The organism is Arthrobacter sp. D1-29 (genome assembly GCF_054130585.1).
On record NZ_CP096383.1, the window covers coordinates 3,880,720 to 3,905,883 of the forward strand.

26 protein-coding genes and 1 tRNA gene are annotated in these 25,164 nt (G+C 64.0%); 10 read left to right on the forward strand and 17 right to left on the reverse strand.

Translation table 11 applies throughout. From position 1 onward, the window contains the following. Positions 1-63 precede the first annotated feature (63 nt). From M1E17_RS17535 to M1E17_RS17550, 4 genes are read right to left on the reverse strand one after another with little or no spacing between them, the layout of a single operon-like run. On the reverse strand, positions 64-1,356 hold the full coding sequence (locus tag M1E17_RS17535) for a glycosyltransferase 87 family protein (protein WP_457963211.1): 1,293 nt from the start codon (positions 1,354-1,356) through the stop codon (positions 64-66). Beyond that, positions 1,353-2,516, reverse strand: coding sequence for a cystathionine gamma-synthase (locus M1E17_RS17540; protein ID WP_457963212.1), 1,164 nt, complete (start codon positions 2,514-2,516; stop codon positions 1,353-1,355). Before M1E17_RS17540 ends, M1E17_RS17535 begins: the two co-directional genes overlap by 4 nt. An 11-nt stretch (positions 2,517-2,527) precedes the next feature. Next, entirely contained in the window at positions 2,528-3,913 is a 1,386-nt protein-coding gene (locus tag M1E17_RS17545) for a cystathionine beta-synthase (RefSeq protein ID WP_457963213.1), read from the reverse strand. Positions 3,914-3,934: 21 nt separating this feature from the next. Then, a complete protein-coding gene (locus tag M1E17_RS17550; RefSeq protein ID WP_457963214.1) occupies positions 3,935-4,369 on the reverse strand; it encodes a VOC family protein in 435 nt (144 codons plus the stop codon). A gap of 164 nt (positions 4,370-4,533) precedes the next feature. On the opposite strand from M1E17_RS17550, the gene M1E17_RS17555 reads away from it, so the two are divergent. The 3 genes from M1E17_RS17555 to M1E17_RS17565 all read left to right on the forward strand — a co-directional run bounded on the left by M1E17_RS17555 (position 4,534) and on the right by M1E17_RS17565 (position 7,431). Beyond that, positions 4,534-5,538: a DNA-3-methyladenine glycosylase family protein gene (locus M1E17_RS17555; protein ID WP_457963215.1), complete on the forward strand. Its 1,005-nt coding sequence runs from the start codon at positions 4,534-4,536 to the stop codon at positions 5,536-5,538. A gap of 118 nt (positions 5,539-5,656) precedes the next feature. Beyond that, the gene (locus M1E17_RS17560; RefSeq protein ID WP_457963216.1) at positions 5,657-6,625 is read left to right on the forward strand and encodes an ATP-binding cassette domain-containing protein; all 969 of its coding nucleotides are present in this window, start codon (positions 5,657-5,659) and stop codon (positions 6,623-6,625) included. Continuing rightward, the gene (locus tag M1E17_RS17565; protein ID WP_457963217.1) at positions 6,625-7,431 is read left to right on the forward strand and encodes an ABC transporter permease; all 807 of its coding nucleotides are present in this window, start codon (positions 6,625-6,627) and stop codon (positions 7,429-7,431) included. Before M1E17_RS17560 ends, M1E17_RS17565 begins: the two co-directional genes overlap by 1 nt. A gap of 85 nt (positions 7,432-7,516) precedes the next feature. On the opposite strand, the gene M1E17_RS17570 is transcribed toward M1E17_RS17565, so the two are convergent. Both M1E17_RS17570 and M1E17_RS17575 read right to left on the reverse strand, forming a co-directional pair. Continuing rightward, the gene (locus M1E17_RS17570; RefSeq protein WP_457963218.1) at positions 7,517-8,218 is read right to left on the reverse strand and encodes a response regulator transcription factor; all 702 of its coding nucleotides are present in this window, start codon (positions 8,216-8,218) and stop codon (positions 7,517-7,519) included. Further along, positions 8,211-10,256 (reverse strand): histidine kinase, encoded by a 2,046-nt coding sequence (locus M1E17_RS17575; RefSeq protein WP_457963219.1) that lies wholly within the window; start codon positions 10,254-10,256, stop codon positions 8,211-8,213. Before M1E17_RS17575 ends, M1E17_RS17570 begins: the two co-directional genes overlap by 8 nt. Positions 10,257-10,428: 172 nt before the next feature. Here M1E17_RS17575 and M1E17_RS17580 point away from each other — a divergent pair, with 172 nt between their 5' ends. Continuing rightward, complete coding sequence (locus M1E17_RS17580) at positions 10,429-10,896, forward strand: hypothetical protein (protein ID WP_457963220.1); 468 nt, start codon at positions 10,429-10,431, stop codon at positions 10,894-10,896. Continuing rightward, complete coding sequence (locus M1E17_RS17585) at positions 10,880-12,427, forward strand: multicopper oxidase family protein (RefSeq protein ID WP_457963221.1); 1,548 nt, start codon at positions 10,880-10,882, stop codon at positions 12,425-12,427. The genes M1E17_RS17580 and M1E17_RS17585 overlap by 17 nt, the downstream gene beginning before the upstream one ends. A gap of 90 nt (positions 12,428-12,517) precedes the next feature. Here the strand turns inward: M1E17_RS17585 and M1E17_RS17590 are convergent, their stop codons facing one another. Beyond that, entirely contained in the window at positions 12,518-14,194 is a 1,677-nt protein-coding gene (locus tag M1E17_RS17590) for an AMP-binding protein (protein ID WP_457963222.1), read from the reverse strand. Positions 14,195-14,295: 101 nt separating this feature from the next. On the opposite strand from M1E17_RS17590, the gene M1E17_RS17595 reads away from it, so the two are divergent. Then, positions 14,296-14,574 carry a putative quinol monooxygenase gene (locus M1E17_RS17595; RefSeq protein ID WP_457963223.1) on the forward strand — a complete coding sequence of 93 codons (279 nt, stop codon included), beginning with the start codon at positions 14,296-14,298 and terminating at the stop codon, positions 14,572-14,574. 65 nt (positions 14,575-14,639) lie between these two features. On the opposite strand, the gene M1E17_RS17600 is transcribed toward M1E17_RS17595, so the two are convergent. The 3 genes from M1E17_RS17600 to M1E17_RS17610 form a co-directional block, all read right to left on the reverse strand. Then, positions 14,640-15,089 carry a thioredoxin family protein gene (locus tag M1E17_RS17600; RefSeq protein WP_457963224.1) on the reverse strand — a complete coding sequence of 150 codons (450 nt, stop codon included), beginning with the start codon at positions 15,087-15,089 and terminating at the stop codon, positions 14,640-14,642. A gap of 123 nt (positions 15,090-15,212) precedes the next feature. Further along, entirely contained in the window at positions 15,213-15,767 is a 555-nt protein-coding gene (locus M1E17_RS17605; RefSeq protein ID WP_457963225.1) for an acyl-CoA thioesterase, read from the reverse strand. 44 nt (positions 15,768-15,811) lie between these two features. Continuing rightward, complete coding sequence (locus tag M1E17_RS17610; protein WP_457963226.1) at positions 15,812-17,815, reverse strand: beta-N-acetylhexosaminidase family protein; 2,004 nt, start codon at positions 17,813-17,815, stop codon at positions 15,812-15,814. Between the two features lie 500 nt (positions 17,816-18,315). On the opposite strand from M1E17_RS17610, the gene M1E17_RS17615 reads away from it, so the two are divergent. After that, positions 18,316-19,275: a LysM peptidoglycan-binding domain-containing protein gene (locus tag M1E17_RS17615; RefSeq protein ID WP_457963227.1), complete on the forward strand. Its 960-nt coding sequence runs from the start codon at positions 18,316-18,318 to the stop codon at positions 19,273-19,275. Positions 19,276-19,423: 148 nt separating this feature from the next. Here M1E17_RS17615 and M1E17_RS17620 read toward each other — a convergent pair whose 3' ends face one another. Further along, entirely contained in the window at positions 19,424-19,864 is a 441-nt protein-coding gene (locus M1E17_RS17620) for a CBS domain-containing protein (RefSeq protein WP_457963228.1), read from the reverse strand. A 198-nt stretch (positions 19,865-20,062) separates the two neighbouring features. Here M1E17_RS17620 and M1E17_RS17625 point away from each other — a divergent pair, with 198 nt between their 5' ends. Beyond that, complete coding sequence (locus M1E17_RS17625) at positions 20,063-20,323, forward strand: tyrosine-type recombinase/integrase (RefSeq protein WP_457963229.1); 261 nt, start codon at positions 20,063-20,065, stop codon at positions 20,321-20,323. A 44-nt stretch (positions 20,324-20,367) separates the two neighbouring features. Here M1E17_RS17625 and M1E17_RS17630 read toward each other — a convergent pair whose 3' ends face one another. Both M1E17_RS17630 and M1E17_RS17635 read right to left on the reverse strand, forming a co-directional pair. Next, complete coding sequence (locus tag M1E17_RS17630; protein WP_457963230.1) at positions 20,368-20,592, reverse strand: hypothetical protein; 225 nt, start codon at positions 20,590-20,592, stop codon at positions 20,368-20,370. A gap of 157 nt (positions 20,593-20,749) precedes the next feature. After that, entirely contained in the window at positions 20,750-21,211 is a 462-nt protein-coding gene (locus M1E17_RS17635; protein ID WP_457963231.1) for a helix-turn-helix domain-containing protein, read from the reverse strand. Positions 21,212-21,400: 189 nt separating this feature from the next. Between M1E17_RS17635 and M1E17_RS17640 the strand changes: the two genes are divergently transcribed. Next, entirely contained in the window at positions 21,401-21,559 is a 159-nt protein-coding gene (locus tag M1E17_RS17640; protein ID WP_457963232.1) for a hypothetical protein, read from the forward strand. 252 nt (positions 21,560-21,811) lie between these two features. On the opposite strand, the gene M1E17_RS17645 is transcribed toward M1E17_RS17640, so the two are convergent. From M1E17_RS17645 to M1E17_RS17660, 4 genes are all read right to left on the reverse strand, one after another. Next, on the reverse strand, positions 21,812-22,222 hold the full coding sequence (locus M1E17_RS17645) for a Panacea domain-containing protein (protein ID WP_457963233.1): 411 nt from the start codon (positions 22,220-22,222) through the stop codon (positions 21,812-21,814). A 148-nt stretch (positions 22,223-22,370) separates the two neighbouring features. Further along, on the reverse strand, positions 22,371-22,523 hold the full coding sequence (locus M1E17_RS17650; protein ID WP_457963234.1) for a hypothetical protein: 153 nt from the start codon (positions 22,521-22,523) through the stop codon (positions 22,371-22,373). A 1,400-nt stretch (positions 22,524-23,923) separates the two neighbouring features. Beyond that, positions 23,924-24,005 (reverse strand) — tRNA-Tyr (locus M1E17_RS17655). Positions 24,006-24,236: 231 nt separating this feature from the next. Next, on the reverse strand, positions 24,237-24,440 hold the full coding sequence (locus tag M1E17_RS17660; protein WP_457963235.1) for a hypothetical protein: 204 nt from the start codon (positions 24,438-24,440) through the stop codon (positions 24,237-24,239). A gap of 213 nt (positions 24,441-24,653) precedes the next feature. On the opposite strand from M1E17_RS17660, the gene M1E17_RS17665 reads away from it, so the two are divergent. Beyond that, a complete protein-coding gene (locus M1E17_RS17665; RefSeq protein ID WP_306925085.1) occupies positions 24,654-25,145 on the forward strand; it encodes a YajQ family cyclic di-GMP-binding protein in 492 nt (163 codons plus the stop codon). Positions 25,146-25,164 lie beyond the last annotated feature (19 nt).

Sequence of the window (25,164 nt, forward strand, 5' to 3'; positions counted from 1 at the left end):
AGGGCTTCGTTCCGGCCATGACACGTCAGCAACACTGTTGGCAAGTCACATGCGGTGGACGCGTCACTTCAACGGAGCTGCCACTCGCCGCAGTGCCGTCCGGGACGGCCGGTAAGCAACGGCCCAGTACACCAGCAGAGCCACGCCGCACAGAACTCCGAGGCTGGTGACCATCAGCTGCCACTGGGTCTGGGGGTCCTTGCCCCATTCCTGCGCGCCCGCCATCATGGCCAGGTACTTGGGCGTGAGATAGAAGGCCACCGCCGTGACGGCCACAATGATCCAGCCCGCCAACCTCGTTTTCCCGCGGCGGGAGGGCACCCGGTGCATCGCGAAGGCCATGGAGGGCAGCGCCACCGCCATCCACACCCAGTGGTGTGACCAGGAGACGGGGCTGATCAGGAGCATCAGCACCGCGGTGGCTGAGACGGCCACGAAGTTTTCCTCGGCGGCCACCGTCCACTTGATCACCAGCGCCGCCACCCCAGCCAGTGCCAGGGACAACACCAGCCAGAGCACGCTGGTGACGGCCGAATCCGGCAGTCCGACATGGAGGAGAAGCCCCTTGACGGACAAATTGTCCAGGTATGCGGGACCGCCAATCCGCCCGGTGTCGGGAAGGATCTTGGTCCAGAAGGTCAGTGAGGCGTTCGGGAGTACAGCCCACGCCAGCGCGATGGAGCCAAAGAACCCCGCCGCCATCCAGCCCAGCGCCCTGAAGTCCCGCCTGACCAGGAAATACAGCCCAAACGCCAGCGGTGTGAGCTTGATACCTGCCGCGATGCCGATCAACAGCCCCGCCGGCCAGCGGATCTCGCCCGCCCGGTCCTTCCCGTACAGCGCGAAATCGGCAAGGATCAGGCCCATCAGGATGATGTTGATCTGGCCGAAATCGAACGTGTCCCGCCACGGCCCCAGCAGCAGGATTGCCGCTGTCCCTGCGAGCGCAATAGCCCGGAACCGCAAGTCGGCGAAGGACTGCCGCCAACTGCGGAAACCGAAGTAGTGCCGCGCCAGCCAGGCGGCCACTACGGCAGCCCCCACCAGCGCCGTCGTAATAAAGATCAGGCTGCTGGTGCCGATGGGCAGGAGCGCCAGGCCGGCGAACAGCAGTGCCGCGAACGGCGGGTAGGTGAACGGCAGGCCGTCGCGCGGCGCGTAGAGCTCGTTGACGCCTGACTCCCCCGTCTGGAGTACCCGGCTGCCGCCGTAGTAGTAGACCTCGAAGTCGTTCATCAGCGGGATGTAGGAGGAGTACAGCACCACAAGGGCAATGACGACGGCGGCCGCACCGGCCGCCGTCGTGATCCAACCCTGCGTGGCCCGGGCCGCCACCGCTGTGGAAGATGCCGTCACGGGATGAAGGTGAAGGCTTGCTCGAGATCCGCGATGAGATCCTCCACATCCTCGATGCCGCAGGAGAGCCGGAGCAGGTTCACGGGCACCGCCAGCTCCGTGCCCTTGACCGAGGCATGCGTCATCTCGGAGGGGTAGTTCATCAGTGATTCAATGCCGCCCAGGGACTCCGCCAGCGTAAACACCGAGGTGGATTCAGCAACCTTGCGGGCCGCCGCCTCGCCGCCCTTGAACTGTACGGAAACCATGCCGCCGAACTTCTTCATCTGCTTCCGGGCCAGCTCGTGGCCTGGGTGGTCCGGCAGGCCCGGATAGAGGACAGCCTCCACCTCGGGGCGCTCCAGCAGCCACTCCGCCACGGCCTGCGCGTTCTCGCAGTGCCTGTCCATGCGCACGCCCAGGGTCTTCAGGCCACGGGTGGTCAGGAAGGCATCCATCGGCCCGGACACCGCACCCACGGCGAACTGCACAAACCCGATCTTTTCGGCGAGCCCGGCGTCGTTGACCACCAGCGCACCGCCTATAACGTCCGAGTGGCCGCCGATGTACTTGGTGGTGGAGTGGACCACCACATCGGCACCGAAGGCGAGGGGGTTCTGCAGGTATGGGGACGCGAAGGTGTTGTCCACCACCAGGAGGGCACCGGCGTCGTGCGCCACGGCGGCCAGGGCCGCCATGTCGGTGATTTTCATCAGCGGGTTGGAAGGGGTCTCCACCCACAGGAAGCGGGTTTTGTTGGCAGCCACTGTTTCGCGCACAGCGTCCAGGTCCGACATGTCCACCGGGGTGTTTCCGATGCCCCATTCGCCCAGGATCCCGTTGATGAGCCGGTACGTGCCGCCGTAGGCATCGTTGCCGAGCACGATGTGGTCCCCGGGACGGGTGAGCGCACGAATGAGGGAATCCTCAGCGGCCAGGCCGGAGCTGAACGAGAACGCATGGCTGCCGCCTTCCAGCGCGGCGAGCTGCTCCTGCAGGGAATCACGCGTGGGGTTAGTGCCGCGGCCATACTCGTAACCGTCGCGGAGGCCGCCGATGCCGTCCTGGGCGTAGGTGGAACTGAAGTGCAGCGGCGGGACAACGGCGCCGGTGCGGGGCTCGAAGGCCTGGCCGGCATGGACGGCGCGGGTGTTGAAGCCTTGGTTTTCGGGGACAGACATGGTGCTCCTTTTCAGTTGCTGAGGTACGCGAGGAGGTCGTGGCGGGTGAGGATGCCCACCGGGGCGCCGACGAATGTCACCATCACGGTGTCCACATCGGAGAGCAGTTCCCGGGCCGCGGAAATGGTTTCCAGCGAGCCGATCACCGGCAGCTTCGGACCCATGTGCTCGGAGATCTTGTCCGTCAGTTTCGCCTCGCCGCGGAAAAGCTTGGCCGTCAGCGTCCGTTCGTCCACCGCGCCCAGGACCTCGCCCATCACCACGGGAGGCTCCTGGGAGAGCACCGGGATGTGGCTGACGCCGAACTCGTTCATGATGGTGATGACATCACGGACTGTCTCGTTCGGGTGGATGTGCACCAGATCGGGAAGTTCGCCTGTCTTGAACTTGATCACCTCGCCCACCGAGGATTCCTCGCCGCCGGAGAGGAATCCGTAGGAGCGCATCCACTGGTCATTGAAGATCTTGGCCAGGTAGCCGCGCCCGGAGTCGGGCAGGATAACCACCACCACCGCACTTTCGGGAAGGTCGCGGGCGGTCTGCAGCGCGGCCACGACGGCCATGCCTGACGAGCCGCCCACCAGCAGCCCTTCCTCCCGGGCCAGCCGGCGGGTCATGGCGAAGGAATCCCCGTCACTGACAGCGATGACGGTGTCCGGGACGGACTTGTCGTAGTTCGCCGGCCACATGTCCTCGCCCACGCCCTCGACGAAGTAGGGCCGGCCGGTGCCGCCTGAGTAGACAGAGCCCGCGGGATCGGCCCCGATGATCCGGACCCGGCCGCTGTCGGCCTCCGGACGGTTCGCGGAAACTTCCTTGAGGTAGCGGCCGGTGCCGGTGATGGTTCCGCCGGTGCCGGCACCGATCACGCAGTGGGTGACCCGGCCGTCGGTATCGCGCCAGATCTCGGGTCCGGTGGACTCGTAATGGCTGCCTGGGGCGGCAGGGTTGGAGAACTGGTCCGGTTTGTAGGCGCCAGGGGTCTCCGCGACGATCCGGTCCGACACGCTGTAGTAGCTCTGCGGGCTGTCAGGAGCGACGGCAGTGGGCGTCACCACCACCTCGGCACCGTACGCCTGGAGGACGGCGCGCTTGTCCTCCCCCACTTTGTCAGGCACCACAAAGATGCACTTGTACCCCTTTTGCTGGGCAACAAGGGCAAGCCCGACGCCGGTGTTGCCCGACGTCGGTTCCACAATGGTTCCGCCCGGCAGGAGCTTGCCTTCCCGTTCGGCTTCCTCGATCATCTTGGCGGCGATCCGGTCCTTGATGGATCCGCCGGGGTTCAGGTACTCCAGCTTGACCAGAACGGTGGCCTTAATGCCGTCTGTCACATGGTTGAGCTTGATGAGCGGGGTATTGCCGATGAGGTCCAGAATGGACTGGGCGTACTTCATAGGTACAAAGTTACCGTCTCCTCAGCCGGCGGCGCCCTCCACGTCTCCCTGGGCCGCGCCCTGGCCATCGCCCTGATCTGCGGGGAGGTTCTCCCAGAGCCCCATGATGTTGCCCTCGCTGTCCTTGAAGTAGGCAAAGTAGCCCATGCCCGGAACGGTGTCCTTGGGCATCACCACCGATCCGCCGAGCTGCTCCACCGTCTTCAGCGTGGCATTGATGTCCTCCACGTCCACCGTGATGACAGGGGTTTTCAGGTCGCCTTCCCTGGCCATGAGCCCGCCGTTGATGGCTCCGGGCTCGTTGGGCCGGCCGGTTTCATCGGTGGGCGTGGTGGAGACGATGTTGTAGTTCAGTTCCGGCATGGGGTCGATCTTCCAGCCGAAGGCCTGTGTATAGAAGTTCCTGGCCCGCTCCTGGTCGTCCGCGGGGATTTCGAAATGCACCACTCCACCCATTGCGATCACCTGACTGTTCGAAGGGAAAGCGCGGCCCACCCGCGCCACACTGGGGATTCTAGTCCCCTGCGGGGTGGGCGTTAAAGGGGTAATTAAATGCCTGCTGAAAGCGGATTAGGGGGACGTCCGGAGCTGTTGTCGGCCCGGCGTGGGACGATGTTGGCATGACCATCGCTGACGCACCTGCCCGGCTGGCCGCTGCGTCGGACGCCTCGCTGCGGTGGCATCCCGGCAGGCCCTACAGCCTGGACCAGACGCTCGGCATCCTGCCCAGGGGCAACGGGGACCCGTCCTACTCTTCCCGGCCGGATGGGCTGTGGACCGCATTTACGACGCCGGACGGGCCGGTTACCCTGCGCCTCACCGGTGCACGCGGCCAGGACGGCCTGACGCCCGCTGCCGCTGCAGAATGCCATGTCGATGTCCAGGCGTGGGGCCCTGGCTCCGCTGCGGCGCTGGAGGCAGTGCCGCGCCTGCTGGGCGACGCTGATGACTGGCGGGCGTTCGACGAGCCGCTTTTCCACGCCACGCTCCCCCGAATGGTCCGGGACGCCCGGCGCCGGAACCCCCTGGTCCGATTGCCCTCCACCGGCCGCATCATCGACTCCCTGGTGCCCACCATCCTTGAGCAGAAGGTCACCGTCATCGAGGCCCGGCGCGGCTACCGCTACCTCATGTACCGCTTCGGCTCACCCGCCCCGGTGGCAGGACCGGCTTCTCCGGCCGGGCTCCTGGTCCAGCCCACCCCGGGCCAGTGGCTGCGGATCCCGTCCTGGGAGTGGCACCAGGCAGGCGTTGGCCCGCAGCGTTCGGCAACCGTCATGCGGGCGCTGCGTTCCGCCGTCGCGCTTGAACGGCTTGCCGTGCTGCCTGCGGCGGAAGCTGCGGCCAAAATGCAGACCATCCCCGGCATTGGCGTGTGGACCGCTGCGGAAGTGGTGCAGCGGACGCATGGCTGCCCGGATTCCATCGCCGTGGGTGACTACCACCTGGCGGCGTACGTGGGCGCGGCGCTGACCGGGCGGCGGACCGATGACGCAGGCATGCTGGCCCTGCTGGAACCGTGGAAAGGGCACCGGCAGCGCGTGGTCCGCATGCTGGGGCTGAGCGGCTTCCGCAAACCCACATTCGGCCCGCGCATGACCATCCAGGACCACCGCCGGCACTGAGTCGGACTGCCGGTCGCAGGCACTGCAAACCTGTGGACGGCCCGCGGCGGATGGGTATAGCGTGGCGCCATGGAGCCCGCACCAGAGCCCCGGAATGCCGAATTCTCTGGAGTCTGCCATGATCCACACTGACAAACTGACCAAGACCTTCACCGTCAAGAAGGAAACGGTAGAAGCCGTCAGGGGCGTGGACATTGATGTCGCCCCGGGTGAACTGGTGGCTTTCCTCGGCCCGAACGGTGCTGGCAAGTCCACCACGCTCAGGATGCTGACAACCCTGCTGAGGCCCACCTCGGGAACGGCAACCGTTGCGGGCGTGGACGTTTTGGCCGACCCTGCCGGCGTACGGGCCCGGATCGGCTACATCGGCCAGGGCAACGGCGGCGGCCACAGCTTCCGGGTCATCGACGAACTGGTGATGCAGGGCCGCTTCTACGGCATGAACACCACGGACGCCACCAACCGGGCGCAGGAACTCCTGAAGTCCCTGGACCTCACCGACCTGGCGAAGCGCACCGTCATCAAGCTGTCGGGTGGCCAGCGGCGGAGAATGGATGTGGCGCTGGGGCTGATGCATTCGCCGCGGCTGCTGTTCCTCGACGAACCCTCCACCGGCATGGACCCGCAGAACCGGGCCAACCTGTGGGAGCACATCATGCGGATGCGCGCGGAGCACGGGACCACCATCGTCCTGACCACGCATTACATGGACGAGGCGGATCTGATGTCAGAACGCGTGATCGTGATCGACCACGGCCAGATCATCGCCGACGATACCCCGGCCCGGCTCAAGGCCAACCTGGCCGGTGACCTGCTGGCTGTGGAGGTGGCGGCGGACTCGGCCCCCGGCGTGCGCGGGCTGCTGGGGCGCGCCGCCGCGGGCGGTGAGGTCAAGGAAAACACGTACGACGGCGTGGTCCGCTTCCGTCTCCGGCTCACCGAAGGCGCCCGGCTGGCACCCGTGCTGCTTCAGGAGATGAACGACGCCGGCGCTCCCGCCCAGTCCTTGGAGCTGAAGCCTCCCACTTTGGACGACGTATTCCTGGAGCTGACCGGCCGCAACCTGCGGGAAGGAGCGAACCGCTGATGACTGTCCAGGCAAGCCAGGACTTCGTGGAAAAACCGGGCCTCCTCCAGGTCCTGCGCGACACGAAGTATGTGTTCTGGCGGGAGATGCTGCTGCCGCTGCGGGACCCGTTCTCGCTGATCTTTTCCCTGATCCAGCCGCTCGTGTTCCTGGGTCTCTTCGGCCCGCTGCTCGGCGCGGCAGTGGGAGCGCCGGCCTTTGGCGGCCAGTCCACGCTCCAGTGGTTCCTGCCAGGGGTGGTGGTGATGATCGCCCTGTTCGGAACATCAATGACAGGTTCCAACCTGCAATACGAGCTCATGACCGGTTCCTACGAGCGGATCCTGGCCACGCCGCTGTCCCGTTCTTCCCTGATGATCGGGCGGGCCCTGAAGGAGTGGGCACCCCTGGTGGTGCAGGGTTTGCTGATTGCCCTCGTGTGCATTCCGTTCGGTTTTGTTTTCTACCCGGTGCACGTGCTGCTGGGCCTGATCATCCTGGGGATCTTCGGGATTGGGCTCGGTGCGCTCTCGTATGCTCTGGCGCTCGTGTCGCAGAGTAAGGAGTGGATCTTCTGGGCTGTGCAACAGACGTTGCTTTTTCCGCTGATGATCCTGTCCGGAATCATGCTGCCCATCGAAGCGGGCCCGGAGTGGATGAAAACGGCCAGCCTCTTCAACCCCCTAACCTACCTGGTCAACGCCGAGCGGCAACTTTTCGCCGGCACCGCCGGAACCGACACCCTCCTGGGCCTGCTGGCCGCATTGGCGACGGCCGCCGTCGGGCTGGTGGTGGGCGTCCGGACAATCGGCCGGAACATCAAGTGAGCCGGAACGTCAGCTGAGAGTGCGGGGCCTCAACTGTACGTTCGCGCAATGTGGGCCCGGCGGCGCGAACGTACAGTTCAGGCCCCTACGGGTGGCCCTTGGCGACCGCCTCGGTGCCGTCGTTCTGCAGGAATGCGAGCACAGCCGCAACCCGCCGGTGCACGCCCGTCGCGGGGATGTGCAGCTTGGTGAAGATGGCGTTGACATGTTTCTCCACGGTGGAGGACGACAGGTAGAGCGCCTGCTCGATGCCGGCGTTTGTCCTTCCCCGGGCCATCTCCCGCAGCACGTCCAGCTCACGGGGCGACAAGTCGGAGAGCGGGCTGGCCGGGCCTGTGCTGCGCCGGCGCACCAGGGTGTCCACGATCTCCGGGTCGATCACAGAACCGCCAACATGCACTTCACGGATCGCATGCACGAGGTCCTCAAGGTCGCCAATACGGTCCTTCAGCAGGTAGCCGAGGCCCGCCGAGCCGTCCGCGAACAGCGCCAGCGCATAGCTCTGGTCGGCGTGCTGTGACAGCACCACCACTCCGGTATCCGGATGTGAAGCACGGATGGCGCGCGCAGCCTCGATTCCCTCCATATGATGGCCAGGCGGCATCCGGATGTCGGTGAGCACCCCATCCGGAGAGAAACGGCGTACAGCATCAAGCAACTCGATGGCATTGCCGGTAGAGGCGACGACGTCAATTTCACCTGAGTCCTCCAGCAAACGGCGAAGCCCCTCGCGTACAAGGTAGTTGTCTTCCGCGATCACAACCCTGAGCACGCCTGACTCATTCATGGCCCGTCCCCTTCCGCTCGACCGGGAGCTGGACCAGCACTGTGGTCCCGGAAGGCTCGTTGCCGAAGACGTCCACGGTACCCCGCAATGCCGCCACGCGGTCCCGGATGTTCGCCAGGCCGCCGCGCGGGCGGGGCACGAGGGTGCCGATGCCGCAGCCGTCGTCGCTGATGGCGATGCGCAGGCTGCCGTTGTTGCGTGCCAGCTCGACAGAGGCGTGCGCTGCACCGGCATGCTTCGCGGTGTTTGCCAGCGCCTCCCGCACCACGTAGTACGCCGTTGTCTCCACGTCCTCGGGGAACCGTTCGGCCCGTATTGCCTCTTCAGCTTTCATTTTCAGCGGGATCGGGAACCTTGACACGCTTGACTCGATGGCCGCTACCAGGCCGTTGTCGCTCAGCACGGGCGGGTGGATGCCGTGTGCGAGCTCCCGAAGGTCGGTCAGTGTCTCCCGGGCCTGGTCCTGCAACTCGGCGAGTTCGTCCGTGGTGAGCTCGCCCCGGTGCAGCCGGTTGCGTGCCAGGCGCAGGCCGGCGATTTGGGCCACCACGTTCTGTTGGATCCCATCGTGCAGATCCCGCTCCAGGCGCTTGCGTTCGTCGTCCTGCGCGGCGACAAGACGCTCCCGGGACTCGGTGAGATCGTCCAGCTGCTGGGCCAGCTGGGCGCTGAGGCGCACGTTGGCGACAGCGGCCGCGGCCTGGCCGGCCACCGTGCGGAGCAACGCATTCTCGGCTTCGCTGTAATCCCCCCGCCGGCGCGGGCCCACCTCAATGCGGCCGAGCTTCTCATCCGCCCGGTCCAGGTCGCAGGACGCGGCGGCCTCTCCTTTGACGTCCCCCGCCACACCGGTGGGTGATGCAGCAAGCGTGCCGTCGGGTCCGGCCAGGAAGATCCTTACCCAGGTGGCATCGAGGCCATCCCGGACGGCTGTTGCCAGCCGGGTGAGCAGATCGCCCGGCTCGACGGACTGCTCCAATCGGGAGCCCAGCTCGCTGAGCAGCGACAGCTGGCGGTCACGGTCTCCGAAAACAGTGCGGTGGATCCACCGCTGCAGCCACTCCCGCACGGGCAGCAGGCAGACGGCGAGCAACGTGGTCAGGAGGACTGCGCCGACGATGGGCAGCCGGTCGGCGAGGAGCACGGCAGGCGTGGCCACTCCGATCCCGTAAAGCACGGTGATCAGCAGGCTGGATGAGCGTGCAACAAACCGTGCACGGTCACCCGGGGCAATATCGAAGGCGCCATAGCGGAAGATTCCGTGGATAGCCGCCAGGGGCATCGCGATGAGCGAGGCGAAGACGACGACGGAGGTGATCCACATCGGCGGCGTGAGGGTCCACAGGACGAAGCCGACCAGTGACACGGTGACCACCCAGGTCATGACCCGCATGCGTGCACGTACCTCCGCAGCGCCGAAGATCGCTCGGGAGTAGAGCACGCCGAGCCCGAGCACAACGCTGGGCCACGGCTGGTAGATGAGGTAATGCACCGCCGGGGCAGCCCATTCGAGCCAGGGCACCGCATACGGATTCGGAAGGGCCTCGCCGCTGACGCCGATGTATGGCTGCATAAGGACATGGGAGGTCGTGAGCAGGGTCAGCGGGCCCACTGCCACAGGCACCCAGATCAGGGCGACGGCGATCCGTTGCCATCTCCGCTCCAGGGTTCCGGTGGGGTAGGTGGCGAACATGGCCAGGAAGGCCGCGGTGGATACAGCATCCGCGGTCAGGCCGATCATGTTGAAGAGCGGGAACCACGGCTCCTGGATCAACCCGACGTTGGTAAGGACTAAGGTTTCGTACGCCGAGCCTACCGCCATGGACGTGGCTGCCACCGCGATGAAGACAGCGGACCGGGCGGACGAAACGGTGAGCAGCCACAAGCCGAACACGAGCGTCGGCAGCACGCCGAGCAAAGGCCAGCCAAGGTGGTGGTCCCCGGCGGAGTGGACGAATCCGCGGACTATGACGACGTAGAGCAGCGACGCCACCCCGATTGGAGCCAGCGCTGCGAGCAATCCCCATCTCCGGAGCACAGTCCTATGATCCGCCTCCGCCGCGGTTCTTGGGAGGGGGTCCTCCCTACACGTCATGGAGGCTAGCCCCTATGCACGCTGTGGCCATCCGCGTTCTGCCCACGCCCGCGGGCTCCTAACGTGGGGTCAGGTGGGGACCGCGGAACTGAAACCACACTCAATGGAGGACAACATGCGCAGGATCTACTCGGTCATCGCCTGGATCATCGCCGGGGCAGTCGTCGTGCAAGCCGCTTCGATCGCCTTTGCCATGGGAGGGATGGCGCACTTCATCCAGGAAGGAGGCGTCATCGACAAGGCCCTTGTCGAGAGCCGCCAGGCGACGTTCACCGGTGACCTTGGATTCCCGATCCACGGCATCGTCGGCGGGATGGTCATTCCGGTCGCTGCCCTCCTGCTGCTCATCGTCGCGTTCTTCGTTAAGGCGCGGGGTGCCCGCATGTGGGCAGCCATCGTGCTCGCAGTGGTGGCGCTGCAGATCACCCTCGGGTACTCCATTAGCGACATGCCCTACCTCGGCCTGATCCATGGTGCGAACGCGTTGGCCGTGCTGCTCACCGCCACCTACGCGGCCTTGCGGATCAGAAGGGGCAACGTCATCGGTGCCGAGGCACCGGCGTCCAATGCCGTCGCGACGTGACCGCTACCGCCGGGTCGCCGTCGGCCTTGGAGTGACCCTCGCGGTTGGCCTCGGCGCGCTCGGCTGGAGCTCAACGTTGCTTGGCGAATACTCGGTCATGGATATGGGAGGCAAGGACATGGCAGGCGGGCAAGCCGGCCATGTCCATGGCTCCGCAGCCGGGGCTGCTCCCGACGACGGCGCCGTCAGCGTGAGCGAGCTGATCGCCGACGCGCTTCGGCCCCCTGATGTGCGCTTCGAACTCGTCGCGCGCCGGCAGACGGTCGATCTGCCCGGAGGGCGGGCCGTCGAGGGCTACACCGTGAACGGCACATCTCCGGGTCCAACCATTCGCGCGCGGCAGGGCGACCTCGTTGAGGTGGTCTTCCTGAACGAGTCAGTCGCCGCCGGAGCCACCCTGCATTGGCATGGCATCGACGTGCCGAACGAGGCTGACGGGGTTGCGGGCATCACCCAGGATGCGGTTCCGCCCGGCGGCCGTTATGTCTACCGGTTTATTGCGGCCGACGCCGGCACGTACTGGTATCACTCGCATCAGGTCTCGCATGAGCAGGTGGAGCGCGGGCTGCTGGGTGCGGTGGTCATTGATCCTGCTGTACCAGCGGCTGCTGTGCCAGCGGCCGGTTCACCAGTGGCTGGGCAGCCTGCGGGCGGGCCACCGCCGGCCGGCATCACAACAGACGTCGTCGCCCTGCTGCATGTCTACGGCGGCCAGCACACACTGAACGGGCGGGTACAGGACGAACACGTGGCGGCCCAACCTGGCACCCCAGCGCGGGTCCGCATCATCAACACTGACCAGGGCACCGCCGCCGTCTGGTCAGCCGCTCCTTTCCGGGTGGTTGCGACCGACGGGCAAGAGGTAAATGCCCCCGGCGCCGTGGAAGGAAAATCGGTGCTCATTCCGGCGGGCGGCCGGCTGGATGTCATTTTGGAGGCGCCTGCGCACGGCTCGGTGCGCCTCCATGTCGGCGGAGCCCGCAGCATCTCCATCGGTGATCCGGCGGCGGCAGCGCCGTCAGTACGGCAGCCCGCCGAGACACTCGACCTGCTGGCGTACGGGGAACCTGCCGCGCTTGAATTCGACCCGGGGTTGCCGGATCAAAGGTTCGACTACGTCATCGGACGCCGGCCGGGCCTCATCGACGGGCGCCCCGGCAACTTCTGGACGATCAATGGCCGGCTCTTCCCGGACGTACCGATGTTCCACGTGAACAAGGACGACGTGGTGGTGATGCGCATCGTGAACGAGACGGGTGAAGTGCATCCGATGCACCTGCATGGCCACCACGTCCTGGTGCTCTCGCGCGACGGTGAGCCGGCGTCGGGGAGCCCGTGGCGGGTCGACTCGCTCGACGTCCACCCGGGAGAGTCGTACGAGATCGCCTTCGTCGCCGACAACCCGGGCATCTGGAGCGGCCATTGCCATACGCTCCCGCACGCCGTCGACGGCCTCGTGGCGCACATCATGTACAACGGAGTCTCGACGCCATTCACCATCAACGGCGCCGCAGGCAACCATCCCGAGTGAGACAGGGCAAGTGAAACAGGGCCACAAGTGTCCGTTCGCGCCCAGGGCCGGTGCCCAGGAAGCGCGAACGGACACTTGAGGCCCCAAACTTTAGAGGCCCAGCCGGGCTACCGCTTCCTCACGCATTTCCACCTTGCGGATCTTGCCGGACACCGTCATGGGGAAGCTCTCCCGCACGTCGACGTAGCGCGGGATCTTGTAATGGGCCAGGCGTCCCCGGCAGAATTCCGCAACAGCCGGGGCGTCCAGCGGATCAGCGCCCGGTTTGAGGATAATGCAGGCCATCAGCTCCTCGCCGTACTTGGGGTCCGGGACGCCGATGACCTGCACGTCCTGGATGGACGGGTGCGTGTAGAGGAACTCCTCGATTTCGCGCGGGTAGATGTTCTCGCCGCCGCGGATCACCATGTCCTTGATCCGGCCCTCAATCACCACGTAGCCGTCGTCGTCCATCTTGGCGAGGTCGCCGGTATGCATCCAGCCGTCAGCGTCGATGGCTTCGGCCGTTTTGTCCGGCTCATTCCAGTAGCCCTTCATCACGGCGTAGCCACGCGTGCACAATTCGCCAACCTGGCCACGCTCCAGCACCTCGCCCGTTGCCGGGTCCACAATCTTGCTTTCCAGCCCCGGCATGGTCCGGCCGACAGTCTGGGTGCGATGGTCCAGGGTGTCCCCCATGCGGGTCATGGTGGACACCGGCGACGTTTCGGTCATGCCGTAGCAGATGGCCACATCCACCATGTTCATCTCCGTGATGACCCGCTTCATCACCTCGACGGGGCACGGCGAGCCGGCCATCACACCGGTACGGAGGGTGGACAGGTCGTAGGACGCGAAGTCAGGCAGGGCCAGTTCGGCGATGAACATCGTGGGCACGCCGTACAGGGATGTCCCGCCGAAGTCCTGAACTGCTTCCAGGGCGGCGGCCGGGTTGAAGCCCCGGCCGGGGATGATGGTGGCGGCACCATGGCTGAGCGCGTTCAGATTGCCGATCACCATGCCGAAGCAGTGATAGAACGGCACCGGGATCACCACCCGGCTGCGCTCCGTGTAACCCAGCAGCTCCCCGATGGCGTAGCCGTTGTTGAGGATGTTGTGGTGCGTCAGCATGGCACCCTTGGGAAAACCTGTGGTCCCCGAGGTGTACTGAAGATTGACCGGATCGTGCCGGTCCAGTTCAGCCATGCGCGCCTTCAGTCCGGAATGCCCGACGTCGTCAGCCCGCTTGAGCAGCTCGGCGTACGTCAGCTCTGCGTCGCTTTGGGGGACGCCGGCGTCGAGCCCTTCCATACCCAAGTCCGGAAGGAACACCAGCTCCCGCAGCTCCAGGCAGGCAGCGAGCGCCCCGCGTGCCATCCCCACGTAATCGCTGCTGCGGTCAGAGGGAGCCGTGACCAGCATGCGCATGCCGTTCTGCCTGAGCACGAATTCCAGTTCGTGGCTGCGGTACGCGGGATTGACGTTGACCAGGATTGCCCCCGCCTTGGCGGTGGCGTACTGCAGGAGCGTCCATTCGGCGCAGTTCGGGCTCCAGATGCCCACCCGGTCCCCCCGGGCAACGCCCAGGGCGAGGAGCCCGCGCGCAAGCCTGTCGACGTCGTCGTTCATCTTTGTATAACTCCAGCGGCGGGCGTCAGCGCCCGGAACCGGTGCGGCCTCAATCAGCGCATCGTGGAACGGAAACCTGGCCACCACGCTTTCAAAGTTTTGGCCGATGGTCTCCCCGAGCAGCGGGACGTCAGCGTCCCCGGCTGTGTATGCGCGCATGATGGCACGCTACCAAGTGGCCTCCGGCAATGAAAGCAAGCGGGAGGTGTCCTGGCGTCGGCCGTCCGGCTGCGGGCCCCACGGCCGGTATTGTGAAATCCATGAGTGCACCCATTGACCTGCAGGCAACGTTCATCCCTAACGAAGGCGAGTTTTTCCGTGTGAAGCTCGCGCTTGAAATCGCCATCGACGAAGTGGTGAATGAGCCCGGCTGCATCCGCTACGAATTGACGGAGGCCAGCGAAGAGAAGTTGGTCGTGACGGAGCGCTGGGCGTCCGAGGAGGATCTCGAAAAGCATTCCAAGGGCACTGCCGTCCAGGACCTGAACGAGTCCTTGAGCGCCCTGCTGGCCGAACCCGTCAAGCTCGAGCGCCTGTAGTCCACGTTAAATCGAAAGCAGGGCCCTCTCGCTGAGAGGACCCTGCTTCGAAGTTTAAGGAGGGATCAGGCGCCGGGGATTTGTGAGCCGTCCTGCGGACCCGGGGTGCCGGCGTTCCCTGCGTTTGTGCCCGTGCTTGCTGCGGCCTCGGCTTCCGCCCGCGAGCGCGCCACATGGGCATGCACTTCCTCCATGTCCAGTGCCTTCACGGCGTCAACCACCTGTTCCAGCTGCTGGGCGTTCAGGGCGCCGGGCTGGGAGAACACCAGCACCTTTTCACGGAAAGCCATCAGCGTGGGGATGGACGTAATCCCGGCCTCGGCGGCGAGCTGCTGCTCGGCTTCGGTGTCCACCTTCGTGAACAGGACGTCGGAGTGCTTCTCGGAAACAGCACTGTAGGTGGGCCCAAACTGCTTGCAGGGCCCACACCATTCGGCCCAGAAATCAACCAGGACAATGTCGTTGCCTTCGATGGTTGATGCGAACTCTTCACCTGTGATGTCAACGGTAGCCATGGTTCCACCGTACGCGAGGCCGTGAGGGATGTCGCGGCCGGGAGGGCCTTGTTCGCTTCGCGCGTCATCGGGAATAATCCGGGCTGGGCCTTGACTCCGCCTGGCGGGTCGGGTCCGGTCCGGTCAGGAAGTTGCTTCCCACTGATGTGGTGCTGTGGCGCGGCTGCCTGGCAGGGCGTTGTTCTCACGCCATTCATGGATCCACTCGGGGAGCACCAGGTCCGCCGGTGGCTCACCGAACTCTTGGAGGATCTCCTCCTGCCTGACAGGCTTTCCCTTGCTCACCAGGCGGGTGGCGATGTGGGCGCGGGCGTAAATCTCGCCGTCGGCCACCATGCGCTGCTCGAAGTAAATCGCCTTGGCGTCCAGTCCGATGATCCTGGACTCGATGGTGTACCGCTGCCACAGCTGGAGGGACTTGCGAAACGCAATGGTTTCCCCTGCCGCCACCGGGGTCCAGCCGCGCTGCCGCATTCTCTTCCACACCCCACTGCGCACCATCAGATCGAACCGCCCCAGGTCCATCAGCGAAAAGTACATCCCGTTGTTGACGTGCATGGCAATGTCTATGTCCGTTGGCAGAACCTTGAGTGGCAGGGACGAGGCATCCCAGACCGCCAGCTTGGAACGGCGCGCGGAGGTGAACAGCATCAGGAGGGTTCGCAAAAGCAGGTGCATGCATCAATGTTACCCACAAGTAACTTAGTGTCCGGCCCCGGCTCTCAACTTCCGGACTTTTTCTCCTCCAGACGGCGGTCGGATTCCTGGATTGCCCGGTCAAGGAAGGCCTCGAACAAGCCATCCCCCACCCTGGCCTTGACGTCCGGATGATCGATCGCCGACTGGGTGGCCTGATTCGCCCGGTCGACGGCGGCGCTCAGCACCGAGCGGGCCTCTGCCACTGCCGCATCATCGCCTCGCTCTACGGCTGCCAGCATGGTGATGGCGCCTTGGACTGCGTTACCGTAACTCGCTCCGGAGTCGATCCAGTTAATGGCATCGTCATAAAACCCTTTCACTGACAGGCGCTGCAAAACCTCGGGAAGGCTGCTGAGAATTGCCGCCCGCCGTTCCAGCAAGGAGTCATCAAACGTGCCATCCTCGTAGGACCGCCAGAACTCCTCCATGTCTGCCGTGAGCAGCGGGGACTTCGCCGTCTGCTCATCGATCGGCCAGTGCCTGCTCAGATCTGCGAACGTCTTAAGCGCGGCCTGGACCTCCTTGTCCGGTCCGGCAATCTCCTCAAGGGCAGCGTCAAGCGAAACGTCGGCGTCGGATCCGGGACCATTCCACATGTAGTCGGCAAAGCTGGCAAGCGCCGGCATGGACGCATAGGACTGGACCATGGGGTTGGCCGTGATTCCCTGAATCACTGTATGCAAATCCCGGTTCCGGCCCACCACGGGTCCCAGGAACAGCCGGTCAGGGGCAAAGTCATTGACCGGGTAGTTGTCCCACAGAAAAATTATCCGAGGTTGTTCCGGAGTGCCATATGCCGTCCGGGCCGCTGCCGCAGAGTCGGATGTGATGGCCGGGGACACGATGTTCAGGCCCGTCCATTGCACCAGGATGCCGGTGTCCAGCTTGGCGCTGAGTTCCTCTCTGTAGGGGTCAGCCTCCACCCCATGGAACTTGGTAGGAACCATCTCCAGTGGGTTGACATCTGGATTTGCCTGAACGAATTCACGGTTAAGGCTGTTCAGGAAGCCAGCCTGTGCTGCGGCGAGTCCGCGTTCGCCCTCCGCGTTTGCGGCGACGTCCCCCGGGCATTTCAGGACCAACTCAATGTCATCCAATGCAATGTTGAACGTCCTGACCCCCAGTTGGTGCAGGGACTGCAACTTCACCACCGCCGACTCCAGGTCCGCCCTGTCCGAATAGCAGATGTCCAGGCCGGGTGACAGGGCGTAAACAAAGCGGACGTGGTTCCGGGTGGCGCTTTGAATAAGCTCCGACAACTCCGCCAACTGGGGCCCGCTGTATTGCTGCCGCCACTCATGGCGAAGCAGGGGATCGTTCTTCGGTGAGTACATGTAGGTGTTCAGCTTTTGCCGGCCATAGAATTCCAGCTGATCCAGCCGGGCCTGGTGCGTCCACGGAAAACCGTAAAAACCCTCCACCACACCGCGAATGCCCATGAGGGGCCAGTCCTTGATGACCACGGCCACTTCGCCCGAGCCTTCCGTGACCTGCCGCAGGGTCTGGGCCGCGTGGTAAACGCCATCCTGGTCATGCCCGGCCAGGACGAGAGCCCGTTGGCGGCCGTGCAAACCAGCGGCCAGAACGTAACCCTCCGCCTTATCCAAGGCTTCCGAGCCGTCAACATCCATAGCGGCCAAGGCTGGGCCGATGTGTGGGTTGTCAGCAGGGGTGCCGATGTAGACCACGGTTTGTCTTGTGGTGGAAACGGCGGCACCTGGCGCTTCAACGGTGCCGCCGGCAGCGTCAATTGCCTGCCTCACGATCTCCAACGCGGCGGCGTCGGTCCCTGGTCCCTGGTCGATCACTACACGCCCCCGCAGCGGGACGGCGGTCCGGGCGGCGTCAGTGCTCTGCGGCGTTGGAAATACGCGCACGGTTTCGGCGGTGAGCGGAGGGACAGGGAGATCCGTGGCTTGGTCTGCGGCGAAGCCCAGCAGGACCAAGCCACCAACGAGCAATGATGTCAGGAGCCTGGGGCCATCCGTCCTGATGCGCCCCTTCGGAGGCCTCCACCCTGACGCCATCAATGGCACCTTCTCCCCGTTGCATGCAGGGCCTGACCATCCTGTCTCCCTGATCTGGCTGGGTTGACCGGTCCACGACATTGCTTCTGGGAGCAAGCATAACCGGCCAGGCGCTGCAGTCCGCCCCGCTTCCTGGAGCCCCTTCCGCTCGCTGCAACCGCCGGGCCAGCCGACAGGTACCGGCACTGCGAAGTGCAGGTACCCACACCCAGCCAGCCCAAGTATCGAGCGGAAATATTCGGGTAATCCCTACTCGTGCCGCGCCCTCCCGCGCTTCCTAGACTCGGAATTCGTAGGGCTGAACACTTGTCGGCGCATCCTCCGAGCTGGGGTGGATGGTGCCGCTTCATAGCGGAGCTTCCGTATTTCTGGGTATACGGCGCCTCCCATCGTGTGCTGTGCGGTTCCGGTCCTTGCCGGAACCGCACGCGCATCACACCTCGATCCCGTCTTGCGCTGCCTCGTTGGGGACGCGTGGACCGAATCTCGATGGGCCACCCATGTACCAGTTGCACTTCAAGACTCCGGCACCACTCCGCAGGAGCTTCGCCACCGACCTACCGCGGGTCGATCTCGATCCCGGCCGTCATCCTGTCAGCGGCAGGCTGTGGGCAGGTATGGCGGCGGCCGCTGTGGTGGCTGCAGTCAGCGTGGGCGCGCTGTCAGCTTCCGTCAGTCCGCCGGCAGCAGAAAGCACGACGGCGGCCGCCCCCGTGGTACGGGCTGATACAGCTTTGCCGGTGGACCCGGCTACAGCCGCCGCCGGCTCCCCGGACGCCGGCACGGCAGGCGTGAATCCGGCCGGAACGGTTCCGGTGGACGCAGCCCCGGCTGCTGCCGCTCCCCCGGAGGCGCCGCCCGCAGAGGCACCGCCGGCCCCCGCGCCTCCCGCCCCAACGAGCGATTCGAATCTCTACACAGTGGTCCCGGGCGACACCGTCGGCGCCATTGCGGCGCGGTTCGGGGTGGACCTGAACGGCATGCTCGCCGCCAATGGTCTGAGCGCCTACAGCATCATCGTTCCCGGGCAGACACTGAAGCTGAGCGGTCCCGCCGTCGCAGCGCCCGCGGCCCCCGCCGCTGCTCCCGCTCCGCCGGCCCAGGTCACTGCCCTTGTTCCGGCAGCGCCGGCAGTACGGACCATTTACGTTGCGGGAGCAGGCGGCCAATCGATGCTGGATGCCTGCATCGGCCCTATCCACTACACCCCGAATGACGGCTATTCGCTCTTCATCACGGAACACGATTTCTGCGGCGGGTGGGCGCGCTTCTCGGGCATCAGCGTGGGCGAAACAGTCAGCATTCCGGGCTACGGGACATATACGGCCACAGCACGGGGGCAGGTGCCCAATCCCGGCACCACCAACGACGTGATCAATGTCTTCGGCGGATTCCCCCGGGCTATCCTGCAGACGTGCATCCCGGGCACCAGCCAGATGTTGCTGATCGCCCTGAACTGACCTGGGGCCCACGGGAGTAAACATTTCATAAGCTTGTCCGCGGTTCGGAACCTTGATGGATGGGAGCCGCGGACAAGGCCATGAATGGCCAAACGTAGCGCCACGGAGAAAACTCCGTGGCGCCGGTTTGCCGTTTGAATTCGCTGATTTACGGGCTGCTCGACTGCATCCTCTTGCGTTCGGAAATGTGCTCCACGAGTTCGCCCACACGCTCCTCGTCGTAGTTGCGTGCGATGTCACCCTGGCTGATGATGCCAACCAGCTTGTGGTCTGCGATGACCGGAAGCCGCCTGATCTGGAACCTCTCCATCATTTCGATGGCTTCGTCAACGTTGGCGTCGGCGTCGATCCAGTGGGGCGTTCCCGTGGCGAGGTCGCGGGCCATCATCTCGCGCGGATCACGGCCCATGGCAATGCACTTAATCACGATGTCGCGGTCGGTAATCATGCCCTTCAATTTGCCGTCGTCGCCACAGATCGGCAGCGATCCGCAGTCCAGATCCATCATCATCCGGGCAGCATCTGCAAGGGTCTGGTTCTCCGGGATACAGCGCGCATCCGTCGTCATGAATTCACGTACAGCACTCATTGATCCTCCTTCATCGATTGATGTATCGACGCGAGGGCATCGGGGCTCATGCGCCGATGCTGCCAGCCTACGCCGGGGCCGGCAGCCATGTCGACGACGGCCCCTCCCCAATTTTTCGGCTTTCCGAACCTTGTTCATAGATCCCTTGTGGAGGCCGCAGGGGCCGGGCTGGTGTCCACCTTCAAGGAGTGCGGTCCCATGCGTTCAGGGGCGGTCTACAATCGCGCCTGGCGCCCGGCTTGGGAGAATACTGGGGTCCCGAAGGATAGGTGGGCCCGAATCCACGACCTCAGGCACACGAACGCATCATGGATGATTGCTGGAGGCATGGATCTCTTCCAACTTTCCCATCGCCTCGGGCATCAGTCCACAGCCACCACAGATGGGCGCTACGCCCACCTCATGCCCTCGTTACGGACCGCTGGCGCCAAGCTCGCAACCGCTGCCTTGGCGCGGTAAAAAGGGGACGGCCAAGGAAAACGGGCGACACGTCGTGGCCTGACCTACCTTCGAGCGCTCCAGTGCATGTCCTGAGCCATTCCACGTAGCTCAGAGGCAGATAGATTGGTTACTCCCCTGCGGCTCGCTTCAGCGCGCAACTTTTTCTCGACGTCGGCCACGGTGTCCGTCGCCGCGATACTGACGGTCAGCCCGTCGAGCTTACTGGCGTTGTCCACCAATTTGCCCAGGTCCTTGATCAGGTCATCAAACCCTGAATTTCTTGCCATCGTCTGTTCCTCCCCCATGTACTGCCAACCTAATGCTGGCGATGAAGGCAAACATACAGCACGCCCTTCTACCGGTTGGCTCTGGGCTGCAGCTTCCTGTACCGCTCCAGGGCATAGGTGAAGTCCGAAGGTGAGTCACTCCTTATCTGATTCGATATCAGTTGGCAGCGCCGGATCCTTTGCTCCGGCTGGGCAATTCCGGCAGTGAGCACACGTGATCACACTGCGTTGGGCCAGAGGGCGCCAAGCTACTTGTTCCGTTGCCGTCGCTCCCGGCCAGTCGGGAGCCGATCGGGGGCCAGCGGTCTCCCCCACTCCGCGATGGCCGTATCTCATCCCGCCCGAAGCGGATCTGGCGGCCGTTACGCCATGCCGGCCACACACCGTCCTTGACTCGGCGCCGGACCGTTTCGGTGCTGATGCCGAACATCTCCACGACTTCCGAGGTAGTCAGGTATCTGGCAGGGCTCGGATTAGCCACCTCCTGACGGAGCCCGTTGATGTCGGCACGGAAGCCCTGTATCTCTTCCCAGAACCGCTGCATCGCTTCGTGCACGGCCTTGTCTGTCGAGATGCGCTCCAGGATCCTGCCTGGCAAATCTGATTGGTGATTGTCCATCAGGACACGCTATTCAAGGGTGCCGTGACGCGTCCACGGCCTGTCAGTGCCGATAACGCTCGCTGTCGGTGCGTAGCGGGGGGGTAAGGACGGCTAACTCTCCGTAGGGCAAACCTGATGGTTCCGGTCAAACCAGAGGATGGAAAAGACGGGACCCTCCAAGACTCCCCAGACGCGGATGGTGTTGCCATGACGCAGCCGAAACACTTCTTCCTGATCACCCCGGCCGATCTCATCCAGGCGCTGACGTGCCTCACTACAGATGGAGTCAACAGGCTGAGAATGATGAAGGGCCCGACTGCGCCTGCTGCTATTGAACTTGAGCTCTTTCACCTCACGCCAGGATAGTTTGGTGATCCCAGACAGCAAGTCCAGCAGGTCAGCCGTCTCCTTGGGAGTGAGATCCCAGTCCCAGAGCCCATTATGTTCGTGGTCGACTTCCTGAGCGGTCCACTGGAACGACAGCTCGTCTATCGCAATAGGGCGCGTAGCGCTTGGTGGGGCCTTCTTGCTTTTCGGCTGCCCGCGCTTATCAACCCAAGCAACTTTCTCCCGTGTTTCGGAGATGGGAGGCCGTACTACCTTTTTTGTGGCCACCGCTTACAGATGGGTGGGATCTTCGGATTGTTCCGCGTCCAGCCCGCCGAAATAATCCTGCATAACGTCTTGGGAGATGCCCACGTTGCAACGAGCGCCATTCGGCAGTGCTCCACGAGCGGCAAGCCACGGACGCTCAGCGTGGGTCATGTCACTGAGCTGCTGCCCGGTGAGGTCGCCGTAGCCGGATAGAACCGCGTCGATGGTGTCCTTATCCTCGCCTGTGACGGCTGCCGCGTCCCCACTGGGCCAATCACTAACTGTGAAGCGACCACGGTGTTGGCGGTACAAATCGTAGATAACGGGACCATTGGCCCAAGCTTCAATACGCGAATCGAAAAGGGGGCGCTCATCCCACGCCAAAGCCCAGCCTTGGCTGTAGTAGCACAGCTTTTGCAGTTTCATCGTGCTCATTGGGCCGCACTTTTCGAGAATGTACGCGGCTACGTCGTGAACAGTGACCATTGAATAACCCCCTCTACGTTCACGTATTACGATACGGCATCCCGGAGCGAGCTCGCGGGACCCGGACCTGCGGTGCTCTCCCCCGGGGCGCCTCCTGTCAGTGGCACGGGCAGCAACAGCGCGCTATTGCCGTCATGTACTCATAATCGGGATCGAGGTCCTCGTAGTTGGCTGCCACGGCCAGCGCTTCTTCCGCCGCGGCTATGCGGCCCATCATCACTGTGAAACCTTCAGGATCAAACTTCACCATCCCAGAAGGCTAAAGGGACGGTCTGACAGGGCAAGGTCAAGCATGGCCTTTTGGGTGTCTGTGAGCATCCGGCGAGCGTATGGGTAAGGTACGACAAATGGGCATGGTGGCCCACACTGCGTTACCGGGTTTTCCACTCATGTTGGCAACAGTGCCCTTGCTGGGCTGCCATTCTGCACCAATGGCTGACTGAAGGACGAACCGGAGATCACGAACACGTCCATATTTCCGGGATTGTTCAGCGCACCTGCAAACTTGGGTTTACGGTGGAATGAGTGACGGGCTCCCCAGTCCTGGAAAAACATGGGAGCCCGCCGCTGGTTCGAAAAGTCCCAGTCAGACCGGGTACGTTTCTGGCTCCATCGTTGCACGGCCACTTGTGCGAGGCAACCGTGGTTAGGAATTGGGCCCAACACGTTAGCAGGTAACGCGTGGCGCGCAAGAAGAAAAGCGGTAATGGCAAGTTCCTCTCCCGGAAGATGCGGAGGAGGCTGACGGAGTGGCTCCTGATCGGACTGCTGATCAACAGTGCTTCCGGTCCCGTGCCCCTGGCACCCACACTTCCGGGTCCCATCCTCCCGGGTAGTCAGGGCGGTGCACCTCTCCCGTCCGTGATAGTGCCCGCACCCGGCACAGTGCCACCTCACTGCGGACCCTGAGACTACGCACTTCGAACGCGGTGGACGCGACAGCCCACCCATTGGGGCCCGCCCGCCTGTGCGAGCTGACTTTAGGTCAGATGGCAGCCCAAAAACACCTGCGGATGCTGGCAACTTTCTGCCGTGATCACAACGTCAGCACTGCCTGCCCAGCAAAGGCGAGCAGAGGAAATCACTCGAAGTCTTATTGGCTGTCCTGGTTCGACGACTCCCTTGATCGTTCGACCACCCGAATTCGTCTTCGTTGCCGTAATGGCGCTCAGTACGTTGGAGTGAGTTGCGCCGGAGAAAATTGCCCGCAGCACCGAGACCAGAGTCCATACGGTGCCAGCTACAGCGGCCAGGAGGAAACCACCCTTCCAAGTGTCAGCTGGGATGCCCAGGAACTTCTGGTTGGAGTCCGTAGACGCCAGCGCGATCCATAAGCTGATAGTTACGCCGGCAGGTCCCAGTCATGCGATTGGTCGGCGATACTTCGGCAATACCTCGCGTTGGAGATCTTGTCTTTCGTGGTGACGATGACATCTTGCTCCAAGTTGGTGGAGACAGTGATGGATTGTGACATGTGCGCGCTGATGTCAATGGTGTGGGCAAGCAAGGTATTTCGAACATGCTGCCGGCCCGGAAGCAGCGCGTCAGCAGCGGTGTGCTCACAACTGTGCTCACGGCGCAATAAAAAAGACCCGCCCGAACCTCCGAAGAGATCCGAACGGGTCTAAATTTCCCTAGAATCCGGGATTGTGGCAGATGAGGGATTCGAACCCCCGTAGGCGTTGCCAGCTGATTTACAGTCAGCCCCCTTTGGCCGCTCGGGTAATCTGCCGAACTTCAAAAGAAGATCACCCCCGGCTGCAGTCTGCAGAACGTCCGTTTCCGGGCCGTTCCGCTTCCAGTAACCGCGGGCAAGACAACTTTACAGAACTTCCGCCGAAGAATCGAATCGAGCCGTCAAGCCATCCAAAAGCGGTCAAAAAGCCCGGAAACACGGGTCAGCAAGCTGGCGTCAGGCCCCGCCCAGGATCCTGCCTGCCAGCCGGGCCTCAAATTTCACGGCCTACTCCTCGGTGATCTGGTTGAGCTGCACCGCCCGGAGCAGGTCCTCGCTGACTCCGTCCATCCGGGCTGAAGCATCTGCGACGGGACTGAAAATAATGGACGCTGCGACGGCGGCTGCCGCCACGGACGTGGCTGCGGTGGCAAGTGCACCGCCGGCGGCGGAAGTGGTCTTGGTGACGTAACGGACGGCTGTGCGGTGCATGGTCTTTCCCTTCGAGGCTTCCAACACCTCAACTCTTGGGGACGGAGCTTCGTTCCCGCCGGATGTCTGCCCAGAGCTGCCTGTGAATCCGCAACACCAACCGCACCAACGGCGCACATGAGGCATCCGTACTAGGCTTGAATGCAGATATCCACGCCCTCAGCGGCATGACCCACCGTGCAATCCACCGCACCCACCCGTACAAGGAGAATCATGGCAGGCGAGTCAACGTTCGATGTCGTAAGCAAAGTAGACAAGCAGGAAGTGGCCAACGCGCTGAACCAGGCGCAGAAGGAAATCGCCCAGCGCTACGACTTCAAAGGCGTCGGCGCCGAGGTTGATTTCAGCGGCGAGAAGATCCTGATGAAGGCGAACTCCGAGGAACGCGTGTTGGCCGTACTGGACGTCCTCCAGTCCAAGCTCATCCGCCGCGGCATCTCGCTCAAGTCGCTGGACACCGGCGAGCCGTACGCCTCCGGCAAGGAGTTCCGCCTGGAAGCCTCCATCAAGGAGGGCATCGCCCAGGATCTGGCCAAGAAGATCAACAAGCTCATCCGCGACGAGGCCCCCAAGTCGGTCAAGTCCCAGATCCAGGGCGATGAGCTCCGGGTGACGTCAAAGTCCCGCGACGATCTCCAGGCAACCATGGCACTGCTGAAGGACTTTGACGAAGCCGATCTCCAGTTCGTCAACTTCCGCAGCTAGCGCAGCCGTCCTTTTCGAC

Bases quoted from the DNA above. Each gene is read 5' to 3' on its own strand.
- M1E17_RS17540 (WP_457963212.1), bottom strand. From the start codon at position 2,516: ATGTCTGTCCCCGAAAACCAAGGCTTCAACACCCGCGCCGTCCATGCC.
- M1E17_RS17545 (WP_457963213.1), bottom strand. From the start codon at position 3,913: ATGAAGTACGCCCAGTCCATTCTGGACCTCATCGGCAATACCCCGCTC.
- M1E17_RS17550 (WP_457963214.1), bottom strand. From the start codon at position 4,369: ATGGGTGGAGTGGTGCATTTCGAAATCCCCGCGGACGACCAGGAGCGG.
- M1E17_RS17555 (WP_457963215.1), top strand. From the start codon at position 4,534: ATGACCATCGCTGACGCACCTGCCCGGCTGGCCGCTGCGTCGGACGCC.
- M1E17_RS17560 (WP_457963216.1), top strand. From the start codon at position 5,657: ATGATCCACACTGACAAACTGACCAAGACCTTCACCGTCAAGAAGGAA.
- M1E17_RS17565 (WP_457963217.1), top strand. From the start codon at position 6,625: ATGACTGTCCAGGCAAGCCAGGACTTCGTGGAAAAACCGGGCCTCCTC.
- M1E17_RS17570 (WP_457963218.1), bottom strand. From the start codon at position 8,218: ATGAATGAGTCAGGCGTGCTCAGGGTTGTGATCGCGGAAGACAACTAC.
- M1E17_RS17580 (WP_457963220.1), top strand. From the start codon at position 10,429: ATGCGCAGGATCTACTCGGTCATCGCCTGGATCATCGCCGGGGCAGTC.
- M1E17_RS17585 (WP_457963221.1), top strand. From the start codon at position 10,880: ATGCCGTCGCGACGTGACCGCTACCGCCGGGTCGCCGTCGGCCTTGGA.
- M1E17_RS17590 (WP_457963222.1), bottom strand. From the start codon at position 14,194: ATGCGCGCATACACAGCCGGGGACGCTGACGTCCCGCTGCTCGGGGAG.
- M1E17_RS17595 (WP_457963223.1), top strand. From the start codon at position 14,296: ATGAGTGCACCCATTGACCTGCAGGCAACGTTCATCCCTAACGAAGGC.
- M1E17_RS17600 (WP_457963224.1), bottom strand. From the start codon at position 15,089: ATGGCTACCGTTGACATCACAGGTGAAGAGTTCGCATCAACCATCGAA.
- M1E17_RS17605 (WP_457963225.1), bottom strand. From the start codon at position 15,767: ATGCACCTGCTTTTGCGAACCCTCCTGATGCTGTTCACCTCCGCGCGC.
- M1E17_RS17610 (WP_457963226.1), bottom strand. From the start codon at position 17,815: ATGGCGTCAGGGTGGAGGCCTCCGAAGGGGCGCATCAGGACGGATGGC.
- M1E17_RS17615 (WP_457963227.1), top strand. From the start codon at position 18,316: ATGTACCAGTTGCACTTCAAGACTCCGGCACCACTCCGCAGGAGCTTC.
- M1E17_RS17620 (WP_457963228.1), bottom strand. From the start codon at position 19,864: ATGAGTGCTGTACGTGAATTCATGACGACGGATGCGCGCTGTATCCCG.
- M1E17_RS17625 (WP_457963229.1), top strand. From the start codon at position 20,063: ATGCGTTCAGGGGCGGTCTACAATCGCGCCTGGCGCCCGGCTTGGGAG.
- M1E17_RS17630 (WP_457963230.1), bottom strand. From the start codon at position 20,592: ATGGCAAGAAATTCAGGGTTTGATGACCTGATCAAGGACCTGGGCAAA.
- M1E17_RS17635 (WP_457963231.1), bottom strand. From the start codon at position 21,211: ATGGACAATCACCAATCAGATTTGCCAGGCAGGATCCTGGAGCGCATC.
- M1E17_RS17640 (WP_457963232.1), top strand. From the start codon at position 21,401: ATGACGCAGCCGAAACACTTCTTCCTGATCACCCCGGCCGATCTCATC.
- M1E17_RS17645 (WP_457963233.1), bottom strand. From the start codon at position 22,222: ATGAGCACGATGAAACTGCAAAAGCTGTGCTACTACAGCCAAGGCTGG.
- M1E17_RS17650 (WP_457963234.1), bottom strand. From the start codon at position 22,523: ATGGTGAAGTTTGATCCTGAAGGTTTCACAGTGATGATGGGCCGCATA.
- M1E17_RS17660 (WP_457963235.1), bottom strand. From the start codon at position 24,440: ATGCACCGCACAGCCGTCCGTTACGTCACCAAGACCACTTCCGCCGCC.
- M1E17_RS17665 (WP_306925085.1), top strand. From the start codon at position 24,654: ATGGCAGGCGAGTCAACGTTCGATGTCGTAAGCAAAGTAGACAAGCAG.